This window comes from Chlamydia felis Fe/C-56, assembly GCF_000009945.1.
Classification (GTDB): domain Bacteria; phylum Chlamydiota; class Chlamydiia; order Chlamydiales; family Chlamydiaceae; genus Chlamydia; species Chlamydia felis.
This window is the reverse complement of record NC_007899.1, coordinates 78,197-98,904: the sequence shown is the minus strand read 5'-3', so window position 1 is coordinate 98,904 and position 20,708 is coordinate 78,197. Positions and strand designations below refer to the sequence as shown.

Sequence of the window (20,708 nt, the reverse complement as noted above, 5' to 3'; positions counted from 1 at the left end):
CGTCGCTTAATTCAATATAATTGCTTGGAAAATAATCTATTAATTCCTACGAAAACTCATCTGTCAATACCATACTCGATTATGGTGAATAAAAGGAACAAAAGTTCCCTCTCTTATATGCTTACTTCTCCCGAATAGGGGACAAAAAACTTTTGTCATAAAGACAAGGAAATAAAAAAAGAATTTAAGCGGCAAGCAGAGTATCTACTTCCACAATATGCTGAGGATTCAAAGGCAACTTTCTACGTAAATTACGCATAATTTGTGAACGTCGCCTCTTCTGCTCCAAAGAAATATCATGAGCTGATAAAAACGCCTGTATTTCATAAGCAGCATCAAAGTTCCCCGAGCGAGCTTCACAAGCACTCAACAATTCTAAAATTTCTGGAGAATGCTTGAACTGGAGAGCTTTTTTCGCATACTCTAGGCCAGCTTCTGCTGTGACTATCGAAGCATATCCAACTCCTGACAACCAAGCTAAAGCTTTGCACGCCGCAGGACAATCTGGGTATTTTTGAACAACTTTAAGATAGATCTTCTCAGCATCGGAATACTTCTTCAAACAACATAAACTAAATCCATAGCTTACCCCACATTGCCAATCTTCAGCATAGGCACTACATTGAAAAGCTAAATTCCAGCAGTATTCCGCTAAATGATGATCGCTTTGGTCCATAGCTGCCAAAGCTGCATGCTTCATTAACAAGGCGTCTCCTCGAGACCACAAGTCACTACTTTGATAAATAAGCAAAGCTTTTCTAGATCGTCCCTGTTTTTGTTCACACAAACCAATATTGAATAAAGATTCCTCTCTATAATTGGGTTCTGACAACAATTTTCGAAATAGCTTTCCGGCTTCTAAATAGTTACTACAAATACGAGAAGAATGAGCTAAATTATAGATAACTTTTACAGGGCATGGGCCCAAAGCATAAGCACGATTATAAAACTCTATAGCATCTTGGTACCGCTTAGATGCGAAATAAATATCTCCGACAGTAATATAGGTTTCTTGATGTGATAGAGGAGAAATCCAAGGTTCTATAATACTACAAGCGGCATCCAAATGCCCCACGTGAACTAAAGCCGAAGCATATTTTGCAGCATCTTGTTCTTCAAATCTGTCTTTTGGAATCAAAGAAAAGGCTTGGCAAGATTCTTTATACGCACCGTAACGATAAGCTTTATAAGCTATCTCTAACAAAAATTGAGGCCCACGTAAATTTAACTTTCGTGCTTCGGCCAATAGCTTTTCTACCTCATCAAAACGATTCAGGCCTCGAAGAATGCGCATGTAGTCAAACAAACACTGATGGCGGTAGCAACGTTTTTTGAGGATGGGCAAGAGCTTCTGTTCAGCAACAGACCATTCTTTCAGTTCCATGCTCAAATGAACTTCTCGAATTACCTGTGCCGCATAACGACGGAAACTGGAAATGCGACAATAGACTTTAAAAACTAAAGCTGTTGTCAATCCTGCAACTAAAGCCCATGGGATGACTAGCCACATAATTCGCCAAAATTCACTTTTCTCTCTCCTTGCAATACAAAAAAAAACCTTTAAAGTCTTTAATTTTATTCTCCCAAAGAGCGCCCTAAAGATTGCCCCATAAGGCAACGTGTTTCTAATCCCATTCGCGAATTCCTTAGCAGGTCCGCGTCAAACTTGATCGTCCCCGGTTGAAATAGTATGATAACCGTGGACCCCCCAATTTCAAAAAAACCTTTTTCATCCCCCTTAGAATATCTTTTTTCTGGTGCGTAGGTTTGAATAATAGAGCCAACATTTAATGCCCCGACCTCCAAGTACAACACATCTCCGAATGCCTCGGTTTTAAGTTCGGTTAGGGTACGTTTATTTTCACAAAAAATATTAAAATTATCTTTCAAGGCCATCGGATGCACAGAAAATAAATACCCGTTGACGTTACGAGTTGGTCCTGCCCAGCAATCCACAGGGAAATGAAAACGATGATAGTCAAAAAGAGCTAGGCGGGCAAAAACCACGCTACCGGAAGCATACTTTTCAACGAGCGAGGCATCGCCTAAAAGTTTTGAAAGAGAGAAATGTTTAGATTTAACAACAAACTCTCCGAACTCGGCAATATTTGGGTAAATAAGATACGCACCATCAACAGGAGCAACACAAATATTATCACCCTGAGCAATAGGCCGGGCCTCGGGACGCAGCTCTCTGGTAAAAAAATCATTGAAAGAGGAAAACTCGGAAAGAGATTTTTTGAATTCTTGCACGCAAATATGATTTCTCTTTACAAACCCAGGAATTTTTCTACGTGTCCAAGAACGTTTTTGAATCCAACCATAGATACGCGACAGAATTGGAGTCTTAGCTAATAGAGTGGACAGCCATTTTCCTAACCTCGAGGTATATAGCAACGTCATAGTTTTTTCGTAACAGACGGCTTCCGTCACCCTTTGATTAGTTAAGCGGTCAATGTATTGCAGTTTCTTCACTTGTCCTCGATCTGTAAGATCTAAACCGGCGACTATAAAAAGTTATTAAATAATATTCCAAACTAATTAAATAGAAATCGTTAAAAAACCTACATACATCTTTAATGGGTAACCTGCTATCCTAACTCCCAAGTTTGTTCTATTTTCATCCGTTTTTCATGATTAAAAATGATACCATCGCTGCCATAGCCACACCTCCAGGAGAAGGAAGTATCGCGATTGTCCGTGTATCGGGGCCCGAAGCCATTCAAATTACAGATAAAATATTTTCCGGACCCGTCCCCTCTTTTGCTTCTCATACAGCCCATCTAGGAACAGCAAGCCATCACGGACGACAGATAGATCAGGTGCTTTTATTAATTATGCGAGCCCCACGATCCTTTACTGGAGAAGATGTTGTCGAGCTACAATGTCATGGGGGATATTTTTCCTGTTCTCAAATCCTAGAAGCCTTGGTATCTGAGGGAGCCCGTCCTGCACTTCCGGGAGAATTTTCTCAACGAGCTTTTCTAAATGGGAAAATAGATCTTATCCAAGCAGAAGCGATTCAAAACCTTATTGCCGCGGATAACTTGGATGCTTTCCACATTGCTCAAAATCACTTTCAGGGTCATTTTTCCCAAAGGGTACAGAAAATTTCTTCGTTAATTATCGAATCTTTGGCATTTATTGAAGTTCTAGCGGATTTCCCAGAAGAAGAGCAACCCGATATGGAGGTCCCTGAAAAAAGATTAAATGAAGCTTTAGTTATCATTGAGGATTTAATCTCAAGTTTCGACGAAGGACAAAGGCTTGCCCAAGGAACAAGCATAGTTCTTGCTGGGCATCCTAATGCGGGGAAATCTTCTCTTCTAAACGCATTGACCAATAGAAATCGTGCAATTGTTACCGATATTCCGGGAACAACAAGAGACATATTAGAAGAAAGCTGGACGCTACAAGGAAAACGCATCCGTCTTATAGACTCTGCGGGACAACGAGAAACGGATAATCCCGTAGAACAAGAAGGTATAGAACGAGCTATTTCCGCTATGAAACAAGCGGAGGGCATCCTCTGGGTCATGGATGCTACACAACCCCCTCCACCCCTTCCAGAAATTTTATTTCAAAAACCCTCTCTCCTTCTTTGGAATAAATCCGATCTTGCATCACCCCCACGTATCGACACATCTTTGCCTCAATTAGCCATCTCAGCAAAAACCGGGGATGGAATTTTAGAACTCAAACAATTTATCCAAAAATGGATACAGAAACAACAGTTGGGGAAAAACTCAAAAGTCTTTCTTGTTTCTGCCCGCCATCATACAATACTCCAGCAAATTCGCACGTACTTGCTATCAGCTAAAGAAGGTCTGCTATCTCAACTTCCTCCTGAACTTGTAGCTCTAGAACTCAGACAAGCACTACAAACCACAGGGAACCTTTCTGGATCCGAAATCAACGAAACGATATTGGGAGAAATTTTTAGTAGGTTTTGCATTGGAAAATAAAACTGATGTTAAAAATTTTATTCTTTCGACCTTAAACGATCTTTTTCCAGACCCCAAACCCTCTTTAACAGGATGGGAAACCCCGTTTCAGCTGCTTATCGCTGTCCTGCTTTCAGGGAACTCCACGGATAAAGCTGTAAATTCCGTAACACCGAAACTGTTTGCCATTGCTCCTGATGCCCAGGCTTTAGCGCAACTTCCTTTAAAGAAATTATATTCCATCATTTCTCCCTGCGGTCTTGGAGAAAGGAAGTCTGAATATTTACATAATTTGTCAAAGATCCTTTTGGAAAGATATCATGGGGAACCTCCGGCTTCCTTAGATTTATTAACCGAACTTCCCGGGATAGGGAGGAAAACCGCCTCGGTTTTCCTTGGAATTATTTATAAGATGCCGACCTTCCCTGTGGATACGCATATCTTAAGACTGTCCCAACGTTGGGGAATTTCGAATAAGCGCAGTCCTTCGGCGGCCGAAAAAGATCTTGTTCTGTTTTTTGGAGATGCCAATTCCTCAAAACTTCACTTACAACTCATCTATTACGCCAGAAAATATTGCCCAGCTCTTCACCACAGTGTAAATAAATGCAAAATATGCGCCTATCTGCAAAAACATCGTAAAAAATAAATTAAAATTCTTTAGAAATAAAGACTTGAACGCTTCCCAATAGAAACAGTTCCTCGTAAACCTCCCTCCCTGTATATATCAAGAATGAAATTTACTTTGCTTTCTAACGGAGAAATCTTTTAGACTGGGCAGCTACTTACTACTTCGATATCGCAATTTTTAATATAATGAATAGAAATACTTCTAATAGGGCTAGCTCTAAACAAGAGCTCTCTGTTTGGTCGATTGGAGGGTCTATTTTTGCCATGTTCTTTGGAGCTGGCAACATAGTATTCCCCTTAGCCCTAGGTTATCATTACCACTCTCATCCCTGGTTTGCCTGCTTCGGTATGATGTTAACCGCGGTTTGCGTTCCCCTATTAGGCCTGTTTAGTATGCTATTATATTCTGGGAATTATAAGAGCTTTTTTTCCTCTATTGGAAAAGTCCCCGGAATGATTTTCATTATAGCAATTTTATGTTTGATAGGGCCCTTTGGGGGGATACCTAGAGCTATTGCTGTATCACATGCGACTTTAGCATCCCTATCGAATTCAAAAACAGTGTTACTGCCCACTTTGCCTGTTTTCAGCCTGATTTGTTGTGCTTTAATTTATCTATTTGCTTGTAAACTTAGCAAACTTATCCAGTGGTTGGGATCTGTATTTTTCCCCATTATGTTAGTTTCTCTTGTTTGGCTAATCTTCAAGGGATTAACCATTCCCGCAAATCCTAGCTTCATAGAATCTGCGGGTCCTCAACAAGCGTGGTTGGCAGGAATTAAGGAAGGCTTCAATACTATGGACCTTCTTGCAGCGTTCTTCTTCTGCTCCATTGTATTAATTTCTATACAACAAATGATAGAAAATGGAGATGCGAATGATGAAACGCCTTTAAACTTTCAAAAAATTAATAAAAAAGACAAACGCACTTTAGGTTTAGCTTTTGCTTTAGCTGCGCTACTTCTTGGGTTAATTTATTTAGGATTCGCCCTATGTGCCTCTCGGCACGCCGGTTTGTTAGCTACTGCAAGTAAAGGACAAATTCTAGGAAGAATTTCTGCTATTGCTCTTGGACAAAATAGTTTATTGACCGGTATGTGTGTATTTGTTGCTTGCTTAACAACAGAGATTGCTTTAGTTGGGATTGTTGCCGACTTCTTAGCCCGCATCATCTCATCGAAAAGAATGACGTACTCTAATGCAGTAATTTTCACTCTGATACCCTCATACCTAATTTCTATTTTAAACTTTGAAAATATCAGCCTCCTTCTATTGCCTCTACTACAGCTAAGTTATCCTGCATTAATCGCTTTGACTTGCGGAAGTATCGCTCATAAGTTGTGGAACTTCCGACACGTCCAAGCTTTGTTTTATTTAACCCTCTCCCTTACAATCGTTTTGCGATTGGTGAGTTGAGCTAATGCTTGCATTTGCTAACTAGCATAACGTTATGGTTTTAAACGCTTTAGCTGGCTTTCGTCAAACAGCGATGGATTATCTCGCTGCGAACCGCCAAGACATCGTTTTAGATTTTTCTGGAGATTGTTATAACATCCGCCTTCCCGATGAAGATTCTCCTGAGGGAAACTGGGTCAGTACGCTAAAATTTAGCGACGCGGACAACCTAACTTTCGCCTCATGTAGTTGTCCGGATGGGGATTGCTGTGTTCATTTAATGACCGCGTTTTTCTCAGCCTACGATGCTCACGGATGGCTACCTCTTCATCACAAATTTAATAGTTCTTTCTGGTACGCTCTATTCTATAAGTTATTCATGGAAAGAGCCCATCTGCATGCTGATGGCGATAAACACTATTCTATAACGACCTCTTGCGCAACAGTAGAGATTGCTGCTTTATCTCCGGCATCCTTTACAGAATGGCTGCCCATCGTCCATCAAACTCCAGAGCCGACAATCTATACAGAAAAAACCTTTCTACAATCTGCTTTATATCGCATAGCAAAACGCTTTTTCTTCTTCTCTGAAGATGGAGCTCGCTTAGATCTTATTGAAAATAGCCAAGGATTCCCCACTCAATTTTCAATGCAGTGGGAAGGGATCTCTTTAAAAGGAGAGATTTTAGATTTTTCTACTTTAGAAGACCTATTCCCCAAAATTAATTTCTCGCAAACATCTCTTCCAGGGAATTATGGTGATTTTTCTGTCACAGCAGTACGTGTTGCTCCAGAAGAATCTAAAATATACTTCACAATGGAGCCTGTAAAACAGGATCTGAAAAATCAACCTGTAACTCAAATTGGTTCTGTTGGCTATATAGCCGGGACACAGCAGGTTATTCTTCCTGCAGAAGAAACTTCCGTTTCTCTACACATAATTTCTTTACTTCCCGCAGAACTAAAGAAACAAATACTTTCTCTTCTTCACTACGATGCTGAAAAACGCCCGATTCGTTATTCTATTCATTTTCTCAGGGACTCTTCTATATCTTTTTCAGCATACCTAGACACTCCTGGAGATTTAGAGAATGGAGAATTAATCTATCCCGATTTTTGCTATGTTCCTGAAAGGGGATTGTTTACTGTAGAAGGGCTTCTCTCTCCTCAAATCTCATTTACTATTAAAGTTGATCAAGTTGAGGATTTTTTAAATACCAAAGGCTTTTTAATTCGAGAGCCTGGATTTGAGGTCTTTACCGATCAGGTCCCCGAAGGACAATTAACATATAACATTACACAACAGGGTGTTTTGTTATTCCATTATAACACTGGAGATCCTGCAGCTATAGACATTCACTACGGCCCCTGGATATATTACTCCGGGCAAGGATTTTTCTTGCAAAGAAAAGCCAATCTAGAAATTCAAGACGGTTTGATTGTAGATGCGGATCAAATTCCTAGCTTTATCATGAAGCACGAGGTAGTTTTAAGAACAATCCCCAACTTCTTTGCTCCTACACCACCGCTAAAAAATCTCTTCTTTGAAGTACACAAAGAATCTAAGGGCTCAGGATTATATCTAAAACCTGTGTTTCAAGGTCTTGAAGAGGAAAACTGTCGGTTATTTGGCGTTTTCCTTTACCGAGAAAATCTTGGATTTAACCTGCTCCCCACACCTTTGCAATCATTATGTTCTCTCCCTAAGAAGGTTCTTCCGGAACAAGTTCCTGATTTCATTCATCAAAATTTCCAAAACGATAAACTTGTATTCGCAGATTCGCAGCTTCGCACCCCAGAAACTTTTGAGCTCGTTATCTTATCCATAACACGCCCCCATCCTTCATCACCCTTACACTTACATCTAGAACTCAAGACCAATATTGGTTCTATACCTTTGGGAGTGGTGCTACAAGCTTTAAAAAATAAAAAAGCTTTCGCCTTTACAAAAGCTGGATTTTTAAATTTCCAACATTGCCTATTTCAATTCTTAAAACAATTTATCTCTGCTCAAAAATGTCAGATTCCTGAAAATACTGTAATTGCTACAGTTACAGATATTTTTAAGTTAGACGCTTTAGCCCCGCTATCTACGCATAAAAACATTAACGCAAGTGCATCTGATCTTGCGTTCTTTTCTCAACTTAAAGCTGCGTGTCTCCCTCCGATTCCGCAAAGTCTATTCTCTACGGATCATAAGCTACGTCCATACCAAAATAGCGGTTTGTTATGGTTATGGTTTTTATACAACCACCGTCTATCCGGGCTTCTTTGCGATGAGATGGGATTAGGGAAAACCCACCAAGCTACAGCATTATTGGATATTGTCTTTCAATCTGCAGAACCTACAGAACGCCCTAAGTTTCTTGTTGTCTGCCCAACAAGCGTGCTGCCTCATTGGGAACACACATTAGCGACGCATTTACCCACGGTAAGTATTTTTTCATTCCACGGTCCCAACAAACCAGAACACCTACCCCCTGCTGATGTGATCATCACCTCATATGGAACCCTAAGACAAAATTACGCGAAGTTTTACAAACTTTCATTTTCGGTAACTGTGTTCGATGAAATTCATATGGCAAAAAATAAAAATAGCCAAATTCATAAGATTCTGTGCCGATTAGATTCCCAAATGAAGTTGGGATTAACAGGAACTCCTATAGAAAATAACCTTCTTGAATTTAAAGGCCTCTTAGACATTATTCTCCCCAACTATCTTCCTTCTGATGCCTTATTTAAGAAGCTCTTTACGAAAAAGAATGCAGCAGAAGCTGATGATGAGATTATTCCATCTCAAGATCTCCTACTAAAATTAACGCGACCTTTCATCTTAAGAAGAACGAAAAAACTCGTCCTTCCAGAACTTCCTGAAAAAGTAGAATCGATAATTCCTTGTACGCTATCTCCTGAACAGAAAAAGCTCTGCCTTTCCACATTAAAAAGAGAGAAAGCACAGATTCAACAATTGGAATCTCCAGAAGAACAAACGGTCAATTACCTCCATGTATTTGCCCTATTGAATCACTTAAAACAAATCTGCAACCACCCGGCGATCTTCTTTAAAAATCCTGATAAATACCGAGAGCATGAGTCAGGAAAATGGGAAGCCTTCGTACGACTTCTTCATGATTCTCTAGCATCGGGCTGTAAAGTCGTTGTCTTTTCGCAATATATTCATATGATTCGCATTATCATGTTGTATCTGGAAGAGATCGGCGTAAAATATGCTTCTATTCAAGGGAAATCTCTGAATAGAAAAGAAGAAATAGAATACTTCACTACTGATCCCGAATGTCGTGTATTTGTCGGTTCTTTATTAGCTGCCGGAACGGGTATTAATCTTACCGCGGGTAACGTCGTAATTATGTACGACCGCTGGTGGAACCCCGCCAAAGAAAATCAAGCTTTGGATCGTGTTCATAGAATAGGGCAGAAAAACACCGTATTTATCTATAAGCTCATGACTGAGGATACGTTAGAAGAACGCATTCACTATCTCATTGAAAAGAAAATCCGTCTGTTAGATAAGGTCATCTCTACTCAAGATTCCAATATTCTCCATATGTTGAATAGGGAGGATTTGATTACCATTCTATCATATAAAGATGAGCGCAATGGCGTAGAGGATACGATAGATAGTATCTCAGATGCTAGTGAAGAGCCTCTTATTTAATTAGAAAGTACTAGAGAAAATATCATTGCGCAAGCTTCAAATAGCCCCGATAAGCAAATACAGCGCCTAAAACCCCGTAGAGATAGGCACGGTTTTTAGGCCATGACAAGGTTAATCCAGAGTCTGTAGCAAATAGAAGAATAATCAAAGCAAAGGCTAAAAACCCTGCACCTAAAAATAAGGCGATGAGCGGCCAATGTTGTAACCAATTCCAATCAGTTTCAGATTGTTCCGTCGGCTTTTGGAAAGTATTTTGATCACTAAGAACAGCTTCCCAATCTTCTGAAGAAACAGCAAAAAGATCCTCCGATTCTCCCTTTGCAGAGCCTTCTGGGAAAGAAATATGACATGAAGAGAATCCACCTGAAGCTCCCGGAGGATCTTGAAGAAATGCACTGCAATAAGGACACTGGGGCATATGCATAGATACGCTACCCTCACACTTCCAACATGTGCGCTGCATCTCTGCTTCCTTAGCAAATGGCATGATAACCTACCTTCCCTATTCGGAATTTAATACAAAGAAACAGAACGTTCCTTATATGTTGATTTGTACACACTATGGATAATTACAGTACATAACTTAAATTATAATTTCTATTAGGAAAAAATCAATGCTGAAAATTAATCTTTAGATCTAGAATAAGCAAAAAATTCCTCATAAAATAATATTACGACCTAGCGTCTTAAACAAGACCTTCTTAAGGACTTTTAAATTTCGATACTTACGAGAATTAGGAATAAAATATGAGTACAGATTTTGACTGTGTTGTTATTGGTGCTGGACCTGGCGGTTATGTTGCAGCGATTACTTCAGCACAACAAGGATTAAAGACGGCTCTTATCGAAGAACAACAAGCCGGAGGCACATGTTTAAATCGTGGCTGCATTCCCTCTAAAGCCCTGTTAGTAGGATCTGGGATTGTTTCCCAAATTAAACATGCCAAACAATTCGGAATAAATGTTGATGGTTATTCTGTAGACTACCCTGCAATGGTCCAAAGAAAAAACACAGTTGTCAATGGCATACGTCAAGGATTAGAAGGTCTTATACGTAGCAATAAAATCACAGTGTTCAATGGTCAAGGATCTTTAATTTCATCCACAGAAGTAAGGGTTAAAGGCCAAGATACTACAGTGATCAAAGCAAAACAGATTATCATAGCCACAGGCTCAGAATCTCGTCCTTTCCCTGGAGCACCTTTTTCTTCCCGCATTTTATGCTCAACAGGCATCTTAAATCTTTCTGAGCTTCCCAAAAAACTCGTTATTATCGGCGGCGGGGTTATCGGTTGTGAATTTGCTTCTCTTTTTAACACTTTAGGAGTGGAAATCACCATAATAGAAGTCGCAGATCAGATTCTTTCTATGAATAATTCTGATATTTCCAAAACCATGTTGGACAAATTTTCACATCAAGGAATTCGCATAGTTACCAAAGCTTCTATTGGACAACTTGAAGATCTTGGTGATCGTGTGAGAATTTCCGTAAATGAACAAATTGAAGAATACGACTACGCTCTTGTTGCTATTGGGCGTCAATTCAATACTACAGATATTGGTTTAGACAACGCCGGAGTTATTCGCAATGAACGTGGTATTATCCCCGTAGATGAAACTATGAGAACTAACGTTACTAATATCTTTGCTATTGGAGATATTACCGGAAAATGGTTACTCGCTCATGTGGCCTCTCATCAAGGGATTATTGCGGGAAGAAATGCGGCCGGTCATAATGAGGTTATGGACTATTCTGCTGTTCCTGCAGTCATCTTTACCTTCCCAGAAGTCGCTACGGTAGGTCTTTCCTTAGAAGCAGCTCAACAGCAAGGTATTCCTGCAAAACTCACGAAGTTTCCTTTCAAGGCTATTGGGAAAGCAGTTGCTATGGCAGAAGCCGATGGTTTCGCAGCGATTATTAGTCACGAAACAACCCAACAGATTCTTGGCGCTTATGTTGTAGGTCCGCATGCCGCATCATTAATTGCAGAAATGACATTAGCCGTACGCAATGAGCTGACCCTACCTTGTATCTATGAAACAATACACGCGCATCCAACTCTTGCTGAGGTTTGGGCAGAAGGAGCGTTATTAGCAACAAATCACCCCCTACACCTACCTCCTCTAAGACTATGAATGAAGCCCCCGCCGAAAAACAAAAACCACAACAAGGCAAACGTTTCTCTGAGCGTCTTCCCCAATGGTTGAGGCAGGTTTTACCAAGAGGCTCAGTCTTTACTCATACGGATGCAACTTTAAAACGTACAGGCTTAGCGACGGTATGCGAAGAAGCTCTCTGCCCTAACCGCACACACTGCTGGTCAAGAAAAACAGCAACATATCTAGCGTTAGGAGATACGTGCTCACGACGTTGTGGTTTCTGTAATATTGACTTTTCCAAAAACCCTCTACCTCCCGATCCTGAAGAGCCTCAAAAAATTGCAGAATCTGCAAAAGCTCTTCAGCTTAAGCACATTGTTTTAACTATGGTAGCTCGGGATGATTTAGAAGATGGCGGGGCGAGTTATTTAGCACGTATTATTCACACCTTACATCAAGAACTCCCTGAATCTACTATAGAAGTGCTAGCTTCAGACTTTCAAGGGAACGTCGATGCTTTGCATGTTCTTTTGGATTCAGGATTAACTATCTATAATCATAACGTAGAAACTGTTGAACGGCTTACTCCCGTAGTGCGCCATAAGGCGACATATCGTAGATCGTTATTTATGTTAGAGCAGGCAGCTGTATATCTCCCCAATCTTAAAATCAAATCTGGGATCATGGTCGGACTCGGAGAGCAAGAAAGCGAGGTAAAACAAACATTAAAAGATCTTGCAGACCACGGAGTACGCATTGTCACAATAGGACAATACCTACGCCCCTCAAGATTACATATTCCTGTAAAAAACTATGTCACTCCTGAGACTTTTGATTACTATCGTTCCGTTGGAGAATCTTTAGGTCTTTTTGTTTATGCAGGACCTTTTGTTCGCTCTAGCTTCAATGCTGATATGGTTCTTCACAATCTACAAGACAAACAATCTGAGATAGCAAAAGTACCGCGTTAGTTTTCATTTTTAGCTATGTTTTTTCAAAAGCTGTTTTGTGTCTAAACAACTTTTTAGATCTAAACTTATATAACTATAACGTTACAGAAAAGAGTTTTTGCCTTCTCATGTTGATAGAAATCAAAAACATATTTATTGTTTAATGTTCACGATTGGCACTAATCCCCCCTTTTGTTATGGTGAGTAAAAAGGTATGCGTGGGTTATGTATCGTCGTTCTATTTCTTGGTGCTTATTCTTTGTAATGACCTTATTCTGCTGCACAAGCTGTGACAGTAGATCGCTAATCGTTCATGGGCTTCCAGGAAGAGAAGCTAATGAGATTGTGGTTCTTCTTGTTAGTAAGGGTGTCGCAGCGCAAAAGCAACCCCAAGCGGCAGCTTCTACAGGCGGAGGCTCTACCGAGCAACTCTGGGACATTGCTGTTCCCGCCGCGCAAATTACCGAAGCTTTAGCAATTTTAAATCAGGCTGGTCTTCCTCGCATGAAGGGAACAAGCCTCTTAGATCTATTCGCTAAGCAAGGTCTGGTTCCTTCAGAAATGCAAGAAAAGATCCGCTATCAAGAAGGTCTTTCTGAGCAGATGGCCTCTACCATTAGAAAAATGGATGGAATCGTAGACGCTAGCGTACAGATTTCTTTCACAACAGAAGCAGAAGAAAACCTTCCTTTAACAGCCTCCGTCTATATTAAACATCGTGGAGTTTTAGATAACCCTAACAGCATTATGGTTTCTAAAATTAAACGGTTAGTTGCTAGCGCTGTTCCAGGCCTTTCTACAGAGAACGTTTCTGTTATTAGTGACCGCGCCTCTTATAGTGACATTACTATTAATGGTCCTTGGGGATTATCGGATGAAATCGACTACGTCTCCGTATGGGGAATTATCTTAGCGAAATCTTCATTGGGTAAATTCCGTTTAATCTTTTACTTCTTAATACTTACCCTATTCGTTATCTCTTGCGGACTACTTTGGGTAATTTGGAAAACACATACATTGATTCTTTCCTTAGGTGGAGCTAAAGGTTTCTTCGATCCTTCTCCCTATTCTAAAACTGCCTTAGAAGCTAAGAAACCTGAAGAAGGTGCTGGAGAGAAAAAAGAAGGACAAGCTCAACCTAAGCAAGAGGAAACAGAAGGTCCTAAAGACAATGCACCAGAGGCACCGGAAGGAAACGAAGAGAATGAGGATGTCTAGTGACTGCCAATACTTTTGGAACGTTAAACATCTTAATGAAGTATTCCAAAGAGGATGATCTTGCAGATTTTTTGCCAGAGGGTCTTCTAGTCTCGCCTACACATCACGAGGATATTCCCCTAAGTTCGTTATCCTTTACTATGTGCTGGTTAGCAACTATTCATCCTTCGTGGATTAGTGTAGCCATTAAAGATTTTCCAGAGGTCATACAAAGCCAGTTACTCTCCTGGCTTCCGGATTCTTTAGTTCAAGAACTCATACCCTTACTTCCAGGGATTCCCGTTGCGCAACAACGCTGCTCTAATTTCGGAGCTTTCTATTTATTAGATATGTTGAGCAAAAAAATTCGTCCTCCAGGAATTACCGAAGAGATATTTCTGCCCCCATCTCCATTCAATGCTATGCTATACTATTCCGGCACAACGAAAATGACTTTGATTAATTGCTTGGGATTGTTTGCTGTAGCAAAAGAACTAAGAAACATTGTTGATAGGGTGATTATTGATCGTGTTCACAAGATTCTTTCTCCTACAGAACAGCTGTTTCTCTCTTACTGCCAATCGCACCCCATGAAGCATCTCGAAACCATAGATTTTTTAGCTTCTTGGGATTGTGACAATGACTTCCGTAATTTTATTCACAAACAAGGACTACAATTCCTTGCTACAGCATTGGCAAAAGAAGATGCCTCTTTTCTTTGGTATTTTCTGCGTAGATTGGATATTGGTCGGGGATATATTTTTGAACAAGCTCTACGAAAATCCTACGAACATCCCCATAGTGACTATTTTAAGAGCCAGTTAGAATTATGCGTTAAGATCTTAGTACAATAAGATCTCCAAAAACTCAAAGCATGAATAAACAAATGGAGAGACTTTGTCTTTTCTCCTTGCGTATGAGTCGAGCTTTAATAATAAGGAATTAAAACAACAACAAGAGGGAGCAGCGTTTCCTCCCCAAACTTAACAAAATCCCGGGGTTTTCTACGCTGTCAAATAGATGAAGTTTTTTAGTTTAATTTTTAAACATGATGAAGTCGCACCGAATAAAAAAATCCTTGCTCCTGAGGCTTTTTCTGCTCTGCTTGACGCTAAAGAACTCTTAGAAAAAACAAAAGAAGATAGCGAGTCTTACACTAACGAAACCAAAGAAGAATGTGAAGAGCTCCGTAAAGAAGCTAAAGAGCAAGGCTTCAAAGAAGGCAGCGAACAATGGAGTTCTCAGCTTGCCTATTTAGCAAAAGAAGCTCATGATCTTCGTAATAAAGTTAAGGAAGCCCTTGTTCCCTTAGCTATTGCTAGCGTAAAAAAGATTCTCGGTAAAGAGTTGGAAATCCATCCTGAAGCGATAGTCTCTATCATAGCAAAAGCATTAAAAGAGCTTACTCAACATAAAAAGATTATTATTTACGTAAACCCTAAAGACCTTCCAATTGTGGAGCAAAACCGTCCTGAACTAAAAAAAATCGTCGAGTATGCAGATTCATTAATTATCGCCCCTAAAGCTGATGTTACCCAAGGGGGTTGTGTTATAGAAACAGAAGCTGGTATTGTAAATGCTCAATTGGACGTGCTATTAGCTGCTTTAGAAAAAGCGTTCTCTACTATACTAAAACAACAAAATCCTGTAGATGAACCTCAACCTAAGCAACAAGCGCCTGTAAATAATACTCAGGACAAGCAAGAATAAAGGTATTTGACATCATGCGTTTCATTTTTCGTACTTTCCTTTGTATGTTTATCTTGAGCGCACCGTGGTGTCTTGCAGATAACGGATTTTACGATTCCTCTTGCCCCTCTCGTTGTGATGTTTCTAAATCTACAGAATTGTCGGTAGTTCCTCCTCAACCAGAGATAAAGAAAACCCATCCTCAACCATCATTTCGAGAACGGGTAACTGCTGATGATGTTCTCCCCCAAGAGAACCTTTCTGCAGGAAGCTTTTCGGATACTTATCCTGATTTAACAACTCAGGCAATTATTCTAATTTTCTTAGCATTATCACCCTTCCTAGTGATGTTGCTAACTTCATATTTAAAAATTATCATCACCCTTGTGCTGTTAAGGAACGCCTTAGGTGTTCAGCAAACACCTCCCAGCCAGGTCCTCAATGGTATAGCGTTGATTCTTTCTATTTATGTGATGTTTCCTACGGGAGTTGCTATGTACAACGACGCCAGGAAAGAAATACAAGGAAATGCTATCCCTAGAGATTTATTCTCAGCAGAAGGAGCAGAAACTGTTTTCGTGGCGTTGAATAAATCTAAAGAGCCTTTGCGATCATTTTTAATACGCAATACGCCAAAATCTCAGATCCAAAGTTTCTATAAGATTTCTCAAAAAACATTTCCTCCTGAGATCCGGGAGCATTTGACTGTTTCGGATTTCGTGATTATTGTTCCTGCTTTTATTATGGGGCAGATTAAAAACGCTTTTGAAATTGGCGTTCTCATTTATCTACCATTTTTTGTGATCGATTTAGTTACAGCAAACGTTTTAGTAGCTATGCAAATGATGATGCTTTCCCCGTTATCTATTTCGCTACCTTTAAAATTGCTACTTGTTGTGATGGTGGATGGTTGGACGTTATTACTTCAAGGTCTCATGATTAGCTTTAAATAGGGATATGCCGTGATCGCTCTCGCCGCAAGCTTTAAATCCGTGCTCTTTGAGTATTCTTATCAGTCGCTGTTACTGATTTTGATTATTTCTGCACCTCCGATTATCCTAGCTTCTATTGTTGGTATTGTGGTCGCAATTTTCCAAGCCGCAACGCAAATCCAAGAGCAAACTTTTGCCTTTGCTATTAAATTAGTTGTAATTTTTGGCACCCTAATAATTTCTGGAGGATGGCTAAGCAATATGATTTTCCGTTTTGCCTCTCAGATCTTCCAAAACTTTTACAAATGGAAATAAACAGCTATGGCAATCTCTTTACCAGAGCTTGTTTCTGTTTTTGGTTCTACATATCTTGATTATATCTTGCAAAAGCCTCCTGCCTATGTATGGAGTGTCTTCTTGCTTCTGTTATCTCGATTGCTTCCCATATTTGCTATTGTTCCTTTCCTAGGAGGAAAACTATTCCCAGCACCCATTAAAATTGGCATTGCTCTTTCCTGGGTAGCGATTATCTTTCCTAAAGTGTTGATGAGTACCCATATCGCAAATTATCTTGACGATGATATTTTTTATTTCCTCATTATAAAAGAGCTCTGCATAGGCACACTCATAGGATTTATTCTTGCCTTCCCCTTTTATGCTGCGCAATCTGCAGGATCTTTTATTACTAACCAGCAAGGTATTCAAGGATTAGAAGGCGCGACCTCGTTAATTTCTATTGAGCAAACTTCCCCTCACGGGATCTTCTATCATTATTTTGTCACTATAGCTTTCTGGCTGTCTGGGGGACATAGGATTGTCTTAACGATCTTACTACAGACTCTAGAGGTCATTCCTATTCATAAATTCCTCCCAGCAGAAATGATGTCTCTAGATGCTCCCGTTTGGATCGCCTTAATAAAAATGTGTCAGCTATGTCTTGTCATGACTATCCAGCTTAGCGCCCCAGCTGCTGTAGCCATGCTCATGTCCGACTTATTCCTAGGAATTATTAACAGAATGGCTCCACAAGTGCAGGTTATCTATCTCCTTTCTGCATTGAAAGCTTTCATGGGTCTATTATTCATCACTCTTGCTTGGTGGTTCATCGTTAAGCAAATAGACTATTTCACTCTAGCGTGGTTCAAGGAAACCCCGATCATGCTTCTAGGATCTAGCCCCAAAGTTCTTTAACGTTCTTAGAACAATCATTCGCAGAGAAGAAAAAAGGCTGCCTGAAACATGGCAGCCTTTTTCGTTAAAACCCTAAAAAACTTATAGAGACTTTTGAGAATCGTCGCGTTTACCGTCTTTGTTATCGCCTAGCAAAACAAGGATCAAGCATAAAACTAAAAACGATAGCGTAAAGGGAAAGACATTCAAGAAGAAGAACAATAATAAGGCACACAGAAGAGCGTTTTTCGCAGGACCATTCTTTGCATAATAACTTTGAAGATTTTTCAAAACCCCACGAATCTCAGGATAAAAACCTAGGACCATACCGCAAGCGACAAATAAGCCTCCAGCCCAAGATACAAAATCGGTCACAATACCAATTAATACCAGGGCCCCGCTAATGGCTTCGCGAGCGTGATGAGAAAAGAACCTCTTCATTCTTCCTACTTTAGGATTGGCGTGCAAACCCTTCACCTTACGCTTCAAAGACTCAAACTGAGAGGACGACTCTTTTGAAGAAGAGTTTTCTTTCGGTGTCTCATCTGCCATGGCCATACCTTTAAAAAATCTTTTTTTATTTAAAAATGCATCTAATACACAATTATCAAAAAAAATATTTAAAGATAAATAAGAAATTTTTAACTATAATTTACTACTCTTTGGAGAACAACGACATCGAGAAACAGATCCTGTTTCTGGATCAATGAGATAAATATAATCTCCAGCGCTCCCCAATGTGAAATCAAATACCTTTTTATTAAGTAGGGAGAGCAGGTCATATTGCGAGAGGAGAATCTGGGTTTTATCTCGCAATTCCATACGAAAATCAGTTCGAGTTTTAAATAGCTCCAAGGCTGCGGCTTCCCCGTGCTCTTGAATAGACTGCTCCTGTCGTTTTACGCTCTCCCAGATTCCTCCACGCAGGGCTTCAATCTCTCGATATGCTGAGGGATGATCTACCACAGCTTCTAGAAGTAAAGGATCAGCAAATATGAGATTTAACTTAATCAACCCTTGGGGTTTTTCTTCATAGTGAAGGAAATTTAATAAGGATTGGGTATTCTTAGACCCACGTAGCATGGTATAAAGAAGCTCGGCTTCTCGAGATGGCAAAGTAAGAGTTTCGATAACATCGGGGCCAAACTTTTTCCCTCCTTCTAGGATCTCCCTTCTTTTACTTAATAAAGCTTCGGTAACAGCGTATTCTGAACCTGGAGGAACACATCCGGTATCCACATAAACACGCCTTAACAAACGTATAAATATCGCATGCCAAGATGCGGGATCGGAATATTCCTCGGGGGACTCTTGCATAAGAGCATGAAGATTAAACCGCGAGTTATTCGGTGGTCGTGAAAAAGGAACTTTAAGAAGGCGATACTTTCGTTTCTTCTTAGTAGCCACTTTAGCTGTTTTTTTCGGAGAAGACACTTCCTTATCTCTAGAAATCTTCTCCGTAGCGGAGATCTTTTTTGACTTTTCTTGATACTCTACTTCAGCGCAAGCAGAGCGTTGTGCGGAAAAGAGATTTTCTCGGCTTTCAATAATACGAGAGCAGACGCACCGTTTTCTCGCATTTACAGCGTCAAACGACACCATAGAAACCAGGGAGGCTAAAAATAATAAAGTAAAAATATAGGTTTGCATAGCTATTTCCCCAAAGCAAACTGATATGTCAGCACGCGCTCCCCATCCTTAGGAAAATGACGGTGAATTATCATCATTACTCTCTCGGGGAGCCTCGAATCCTCACTGTTTTGGCAGCCACCGACCCTCTGAGGAACGACATCCACTCGATGGACATTATCTAGCAGTAGCAAAGTTTCTACCTTACTCTGATTTCGCAAACTGCGTATTTGTAATTCTAATCTTCCCAGATCCCTATGATAGTATAGGGAGCCGGCAACTTCTCCGGCAAGCTCGGGGTCTCGGTAAACTCCACGATCAAAAACCATGGAGCATAGGAATCCTGGAACATCTTCAATTTGAGAGGTTGCTCGAAATACCGTTCGCAATTTCTTATAGGCGTAGTTCTCCTGTAGGAAGGTCTTGTACGACCTCTCATTATGCTTGCTAGAGCAAAACATATATCGTTGCCAAAACCCTAAAACACTAAAAAGCAGAGCAAACAAGGTTATAGACACTAGCAATTCCACAAGTAGGAAAGGCCTTTTCCTTAGGGATTTTAGATTATTACGCATAAGCTTCTTTGCACGGATGTTGTGTATTTTTGATTAGGGAAAATCTCAATGGCAACATCAGCAAAGCAGGCTTTTACAATGTTAGCTTCCACACGCATTCCCTTACGAATATCTATAGAATATACATAGGGAACACGAATCCCATTTCCCTGACTCGTGTAAACAACAGAAGAGAGCTCTCCGGTTCCTGATGTGGGGAAGTTCCCTTTGAGCATTTGCTCTCGCATACTGTCTTCAACCGCAAAAAAACAGTTATCAATCACAGCGGGCAACTGTAGATTGATAATATCCTCTTCGATAGATCTACGAACACCGCAGTAAAAACGAAGGCAAGGCATCAGCACTAGACATACCAATGATAGTGACATCAAAACCTCTATAAGCAGAAAACTCCGCTTAGATTTCTTTTTACGCAGCAACATCGTAGTCCTTACCCACGCTTACTGTTTGTACCCAGGGCGCGCTGTGAAAATACAATCAGATCGTCACCTTTATCATTGACCTTCACAACGATATCTTCTCCCCAAGCATCTTTTAATAATTTCTTCCCATCTTTACACCACGCAGCTCCATCAAGAACGGACTCTTTCTGGTCTACGATCTCTCTTAGGGAAGCTCCTCCAGAGGCATACTCCATCATTAAGATGTCGTAAACTTTGGCGCAATTTTGCTCTGACTGGAAGACTTTCCCCTTCTGAATACTACCGCGCATGTTAAAAGCTAGGGCTCCACCAACAATACCGATCAATGTGATAACAACCATCATTTCGATGAGTGTGATGGATTGTTTACGTCTTTGTTTTTTCATAATTTTTTGACCC

20 protein-coding genes are annotated in these 20,708 nt (G+C 40.3%); 12 read left to right on the top strand and 8 right to left on the bottom strand.

Features of this window, described 5'->3' with window-relative positions; genetic code table 11:
• Positions 1-184 precede the first annotated feature (184 nt).
• Positions 185-1,510, bottom strand: a complete 1,326-nt coding sequence (locus CF_RS00445; protein ID WP_011457645.1) for a tetratricopeptide repeat protein — start codon at positions 1,508-1,510, stop codon at positions 185-187.
• A gap of 65 nt (positions 1,511-1,575) precedes the next feature.
• Complete coding sequence (locus CF_RS00440) at positions 1,576-2,475, bottom strand: phosphatidylserine decarboxylase (RefSeq protein WP_011457644.1); 900 nt, start codon at positions 2,473-2,475, stop codon at positions 1,576-1,578.
• Positions 2,476-2,633: 158 nt separating this feature from the next.
• Here CF_RS00440 and mnmE point away from each other — a divergent pair, with 158 nt between their 5' ends.
• The 4 genes from mnmE (at position 2,634) to CF_RS00420 (ending at position 9,645) form a co-directional block, all read left to right on the top strand.
• Positions 2,634-3,965, top strand: a complete 1,332-nt coding sequence (gene mnmE, locus CF_RS00435; RefSeq protein WP_011457643.1) for a tRNA uridine-5-carboxymethylaminomethyl(34) synthesis GTPase MnmE — start codon at positions 2,634-2,636, stop codon at positions 3,963-3,965.
• Complete coding sequence (gene nth, locus CF_RS00430) at positions 3,955-4,593, top strand: endonuclease III domain-containing protein (RefSeq protein WP_011457642.1); 639 nt, start codon at positions 3,955-3,957, stop codon at positions 4,591-4,593. The genes mnmE and nth overlap by 11 nt, the downstream gene beginning before the upstream one ends.
• Before the next feature lie 167 nt (positions 4,594-4,760).
• Complete coding sequence (gene brnQ, locus CF_RS00425) at positions 4,761-5,990, top strand: branched-chain amino acid transport system II carrier protein (protein WP_011457641.1); 1,230 nt, start codon at positions 4,761-4,763, stop codon at positions 5,988-5,990.
• A 34-nt stretch (positions 5,991-6,024) separates the two neighbouring features.
• Positions 6,025-9,645, top strand: coding sequence for a DEAD/DEAH box helicase (locus tag CF_RS00420; RefSeq protein WP_011457640.1), 3,621 nt, complete (start codon positions 6,025-6,027; stop codon positions 9,643-9,645).
• 22 nt (positions 9,646-9,667) lie between these two features.
• Here CF_RS00420 and CF_RS00415 read toward each other — a convergent pair whose 3' ends face one another.
• Positions 9,668-10,132 (bottom strand): phage holin family protein, encoded by a 465-nt coding sequence (locus CF_RS00415; protein WP_011457639.1) that lies wholly within the window; start codon positions 10,130-10,132, stop codon positions 9,668-9,670.
• A 260-nt stretch (positions 10,133-10,392) separates the two neighbouring features.
• Between CF_RS00415 and lpdA the strand changes: the two genes are divergently transcribed.
• The 8 genes from lpdA (at position 10,393) to CF_RS00375 (ending at position 17,704) form a co-directional block, all read left to right on the top strand.
• Positions 10,393-11,781, top strand: coding sequence for a dihydrolipoyl dehydrogenase (gene lpdA / locus CF_RS00410; RefSeq protein WP_011457638.1), 1,389 nt, complete (start codon positions 10,393-10,395; stop codon positions 11,779-11,781).
• Positions 11,778-12,716, top strand: a complete 939-nt coding sequence (gene lipA / locus CF_RS00405) for a lipoyl synthase (RefSeq protein ID WP_011457637.1) — start codon at positions 11,778-11,780, stop codon at positions 12,714-12,716. Before lpdA ends, lipA begins: the two co-directional genes overlap by 4 nt.
• Before the next feature lie 204 nt (positions 12,717-12,920).
• A complete protein-coding gene (sctJ, locus tag CF_RS00400) occupies positions 12,921-13,913 on the top strand; it encodes a type III secretion system inner membrane ring lipoprotein SctJ (protein WP_011457636.1) in 993 nt (330 codons plus the stop codon).
• Positions 13,913-14,746 (top strand): hypothetical protein, encoded by an 834-nt coding sequence (locus CF_RS00395; RefSeq protein WP_011457635.1) that lies wholly within the window; start codon positions 13,913-13,915, stop codon positions 14,744-14,746. The genes sctJ and CF_RS00395 overlap by 1 nt, the downstream gene beginning before the upstream one ends.
• A 166-nt stretch (positions 14,747-14,912) precedes the next feature.
• The gene (locus tag CF_RS00390) at positions 14,913-15,602 is read left to right on the top strand and encodes an HrpE/YscL family type III secretion apparatus protein (RefSeq protein WP_011457634.1); all 690 of its coding nucleotides are present in this window, start codon (positions 14,913-14,915) and stop codon (positions 15,600-15,602) included.
• A 14-nt stretch (positions 15,603-15,616) separates the two neighbouring features.
• The gene (sctR, locus tag CF_RS00385) at positions 15,617-16,534 is read left to right on the top strand and encodes a type III secretion system export apparatus subunit SctR (protein ID WP_011457633.1); all 918 of its coding nucleotides are present in this window, start codon (positions 15,617-15,619) and stop codon (positions 16,532-16,534) included.
• A gap of 9 nt (positions 16,535-16,543) precedes the next feature.
• Positions 16,544-16,828 carry a type III secretion system export apparatus subunit SctS gene (sctS, locus tag CF_RS00380; protein WP_011457632.1) on the top strand — a complete coding sequence of 95 codons (285 nt, stop codon included), beginning with the start codon at positions 16,544-16,546 and terminating at the stop codon, positions 16,826-16,828.
• Positions 16,829-16,834: 6 nt separating this feature from the next.
• Positions 16,835-17,704 (top strand): EscT/YscT/HrcT family type III secretion system export apparatus protein, encoded by an 870-nt coding sequence (locus CF_RS00375; RefSeq protein ID WP_011457631.1) that lies wholly within the window; start codon positions 16,835-16,837, stop codon positions 17,702-17,704.
• Positions 17,705-17,785: 81 nt separating this feature from the next.
• Here the strand turns inward: CF_RS00375 and CF_RS00370 are convergent, their stop codons facing one another.
• The 5 genes from CF_RS00370 to CF_RS00350 form a co-directional block, all read right to left on the bottom strand.
• Entirely contained in the window at positions 17,786-18,235 is a 450-nt protein-coding gene (locus CF_RS00370; protein ID WP_011457630.1) for a hypothetical protein, read from the bottom strand.
• A 93-nt stretch (positions 18,236-18,328) separates the two neighbouring features.
• On the bottom strand, positions 18,329-19,333 hold the full coding sequence (locus CF_RS00365; RefSeq protein WP_011457629.1) for a hypothetical protein: 1,005 nt from the start codon (positions 19,331-19,333) through the stop codon (positions 18,329-18,331).
• 2 nt (positions 19,334-19,335) lie between these two features.
• Positions 19,336-19,842 carry a DUF1494 domain-containing protein gene (locus CF_RS00360; RefSeq protein ID WP_232500674.1) on the bottom strand — a complete coding sequence of 169 codons (507 nt, stop codon included), beginning with the start codon at positions 19,840-19,842 and terminating at the stop codon, positions 19,336-19,338.
• A 29-nt stretch (positions 19,843-19,871) separates the two neighbouring features.
• The gene (locus tag CF_RS00355) at positions 19,872-20,309 is read right to left on the bottom strand and encodes a hypothetical protein (protein WP_011457627.1); all 438 of its coding nucleotides are present in this window, start codon (positions 20,307-20,309) and stop codon (positions 19,872-19,874) included.
• Between the two features lie 8 nt (positions 20,310-20,317).
• Entirely contained in the window at positions 20,318-20,695 is a 378-nt protein-coding gene (locus CF_RS00350) for a type II secretion system protein (protein WP_041468051.1), read from the bottom strand.
• Between the last annotated feature and the right edge of the window lie 13 nt (positions 20,696-20,708).

What these genes read in the sequence shown, in the direction of transcription:
- brnQ (WP_011457641.1), top strand. Translation starts at nt 4,761, where the DNA reads ATGAATAGAAATACTTCTAATAGGGCTAGCTCTAAACAAGAGCTCTCT.
- CF_RS00350 (WP_041468051.1), bottom strand. Translation starts at nt 20,695, where the DNA reads ATGAAAAAACAAAGACGTAAACAATCCATCACACTCATCGAAATGATG.
- CF_RS00445 (WP_011457645.1), bottom strand. Translation starts at nt 1,510, where the DNA reads ATGTGGCTAGTCATCCCATGGGCTTTAGTTGCAGGATTGACAACAGCT.
- CF_RS00390 (WP_011457634.1), top strand. Translation starts at nt 14,913, where the DNA reads ATGAAGTTTTTTAGTTTAATTTTTAAACATGATGAAGTCGCACCGAAT.
- CF_RS00365 (WP_011457629.1), bottom strand. Translation starts at nt 19,333, where the DNA reads ATGCAAACCTATATTTTTACTTTATTATTTTTAGCCTCCCTGGTTTCT.
- CF_RS00355 (WP_011457627.1), bottom strand. Translation starts at nt 20,309, where the DNA reads ATGTTGCTGCGTAAAAAGAAATCTAAGCGGAGTTTTCTGCTTATAGAG.
- CF_RS00370 (WP_011457630.1), bottom strand. Translation starts at nt 18,235, where the DNA reads ATGGCAGATGAGACACCGAAAGAAAACTCTTCTTCAAAAGAGTCGTCC.
- lipA (WP_011457637.1), top strand. Translation starts at nt 11,778, where the DNA reads ATGAATGAAGCCCCCGCCGAAAAACAAAAACCACAACAAGGCAAACGT.
- mnmE (WP_011457643.1), top strand. Translation starts at nt 2,634, where the DNA reads ATGATTAAAAATGATACCATCGCTGCCATAGCCACACCTCCAGGAGAA.
- sctJ (WP_011457636.1), top strand. Translation starts at nt 12,921, where the DNA reads ATGTATCGTCGTTCTATTTCTTGGTGCTTATTCTTTGTAATGACCTTA.
- sctR (WP_011457633.1), top strand. Translation starts at nt 15,617, where the DNA reads ATGCGTTTCATTTTTCGTACTTTCCTTTGTATGTTTATCTTGAGCGCA.
- lpdA (WP_011457638.1), top strand. Translation starts at nt 10,393, where the DNA reads ATGAGTACAGATTTTGACTGTGTTGTTATTGGTGCTGGACCTGGCGGT.
- CF_RS00420 (WP_011457640.1), top strand. Translation starts at nt 6,025, where the DNA reads ATGGTTTTAAACGCTTTAGCTGGCTTTCGTCAAACAGCGATGGATTAT.
- CF_RS00375 (WP_011457631.1), top strand. Translation starts at nt 16,835, where the DNA reads ATGGCAATCTCTTTACCAGAGCTTGTTTCTGTTTTTGGTTCTACATAT.
- CF_RS00415 (WP_011457639.1), bottom strand. Translation starts at nt 10,132, where the DNA reads ATGCCATTTGCTAAGGAAGCAGAGATGCAGCGCACATGTTGGAAGTGT.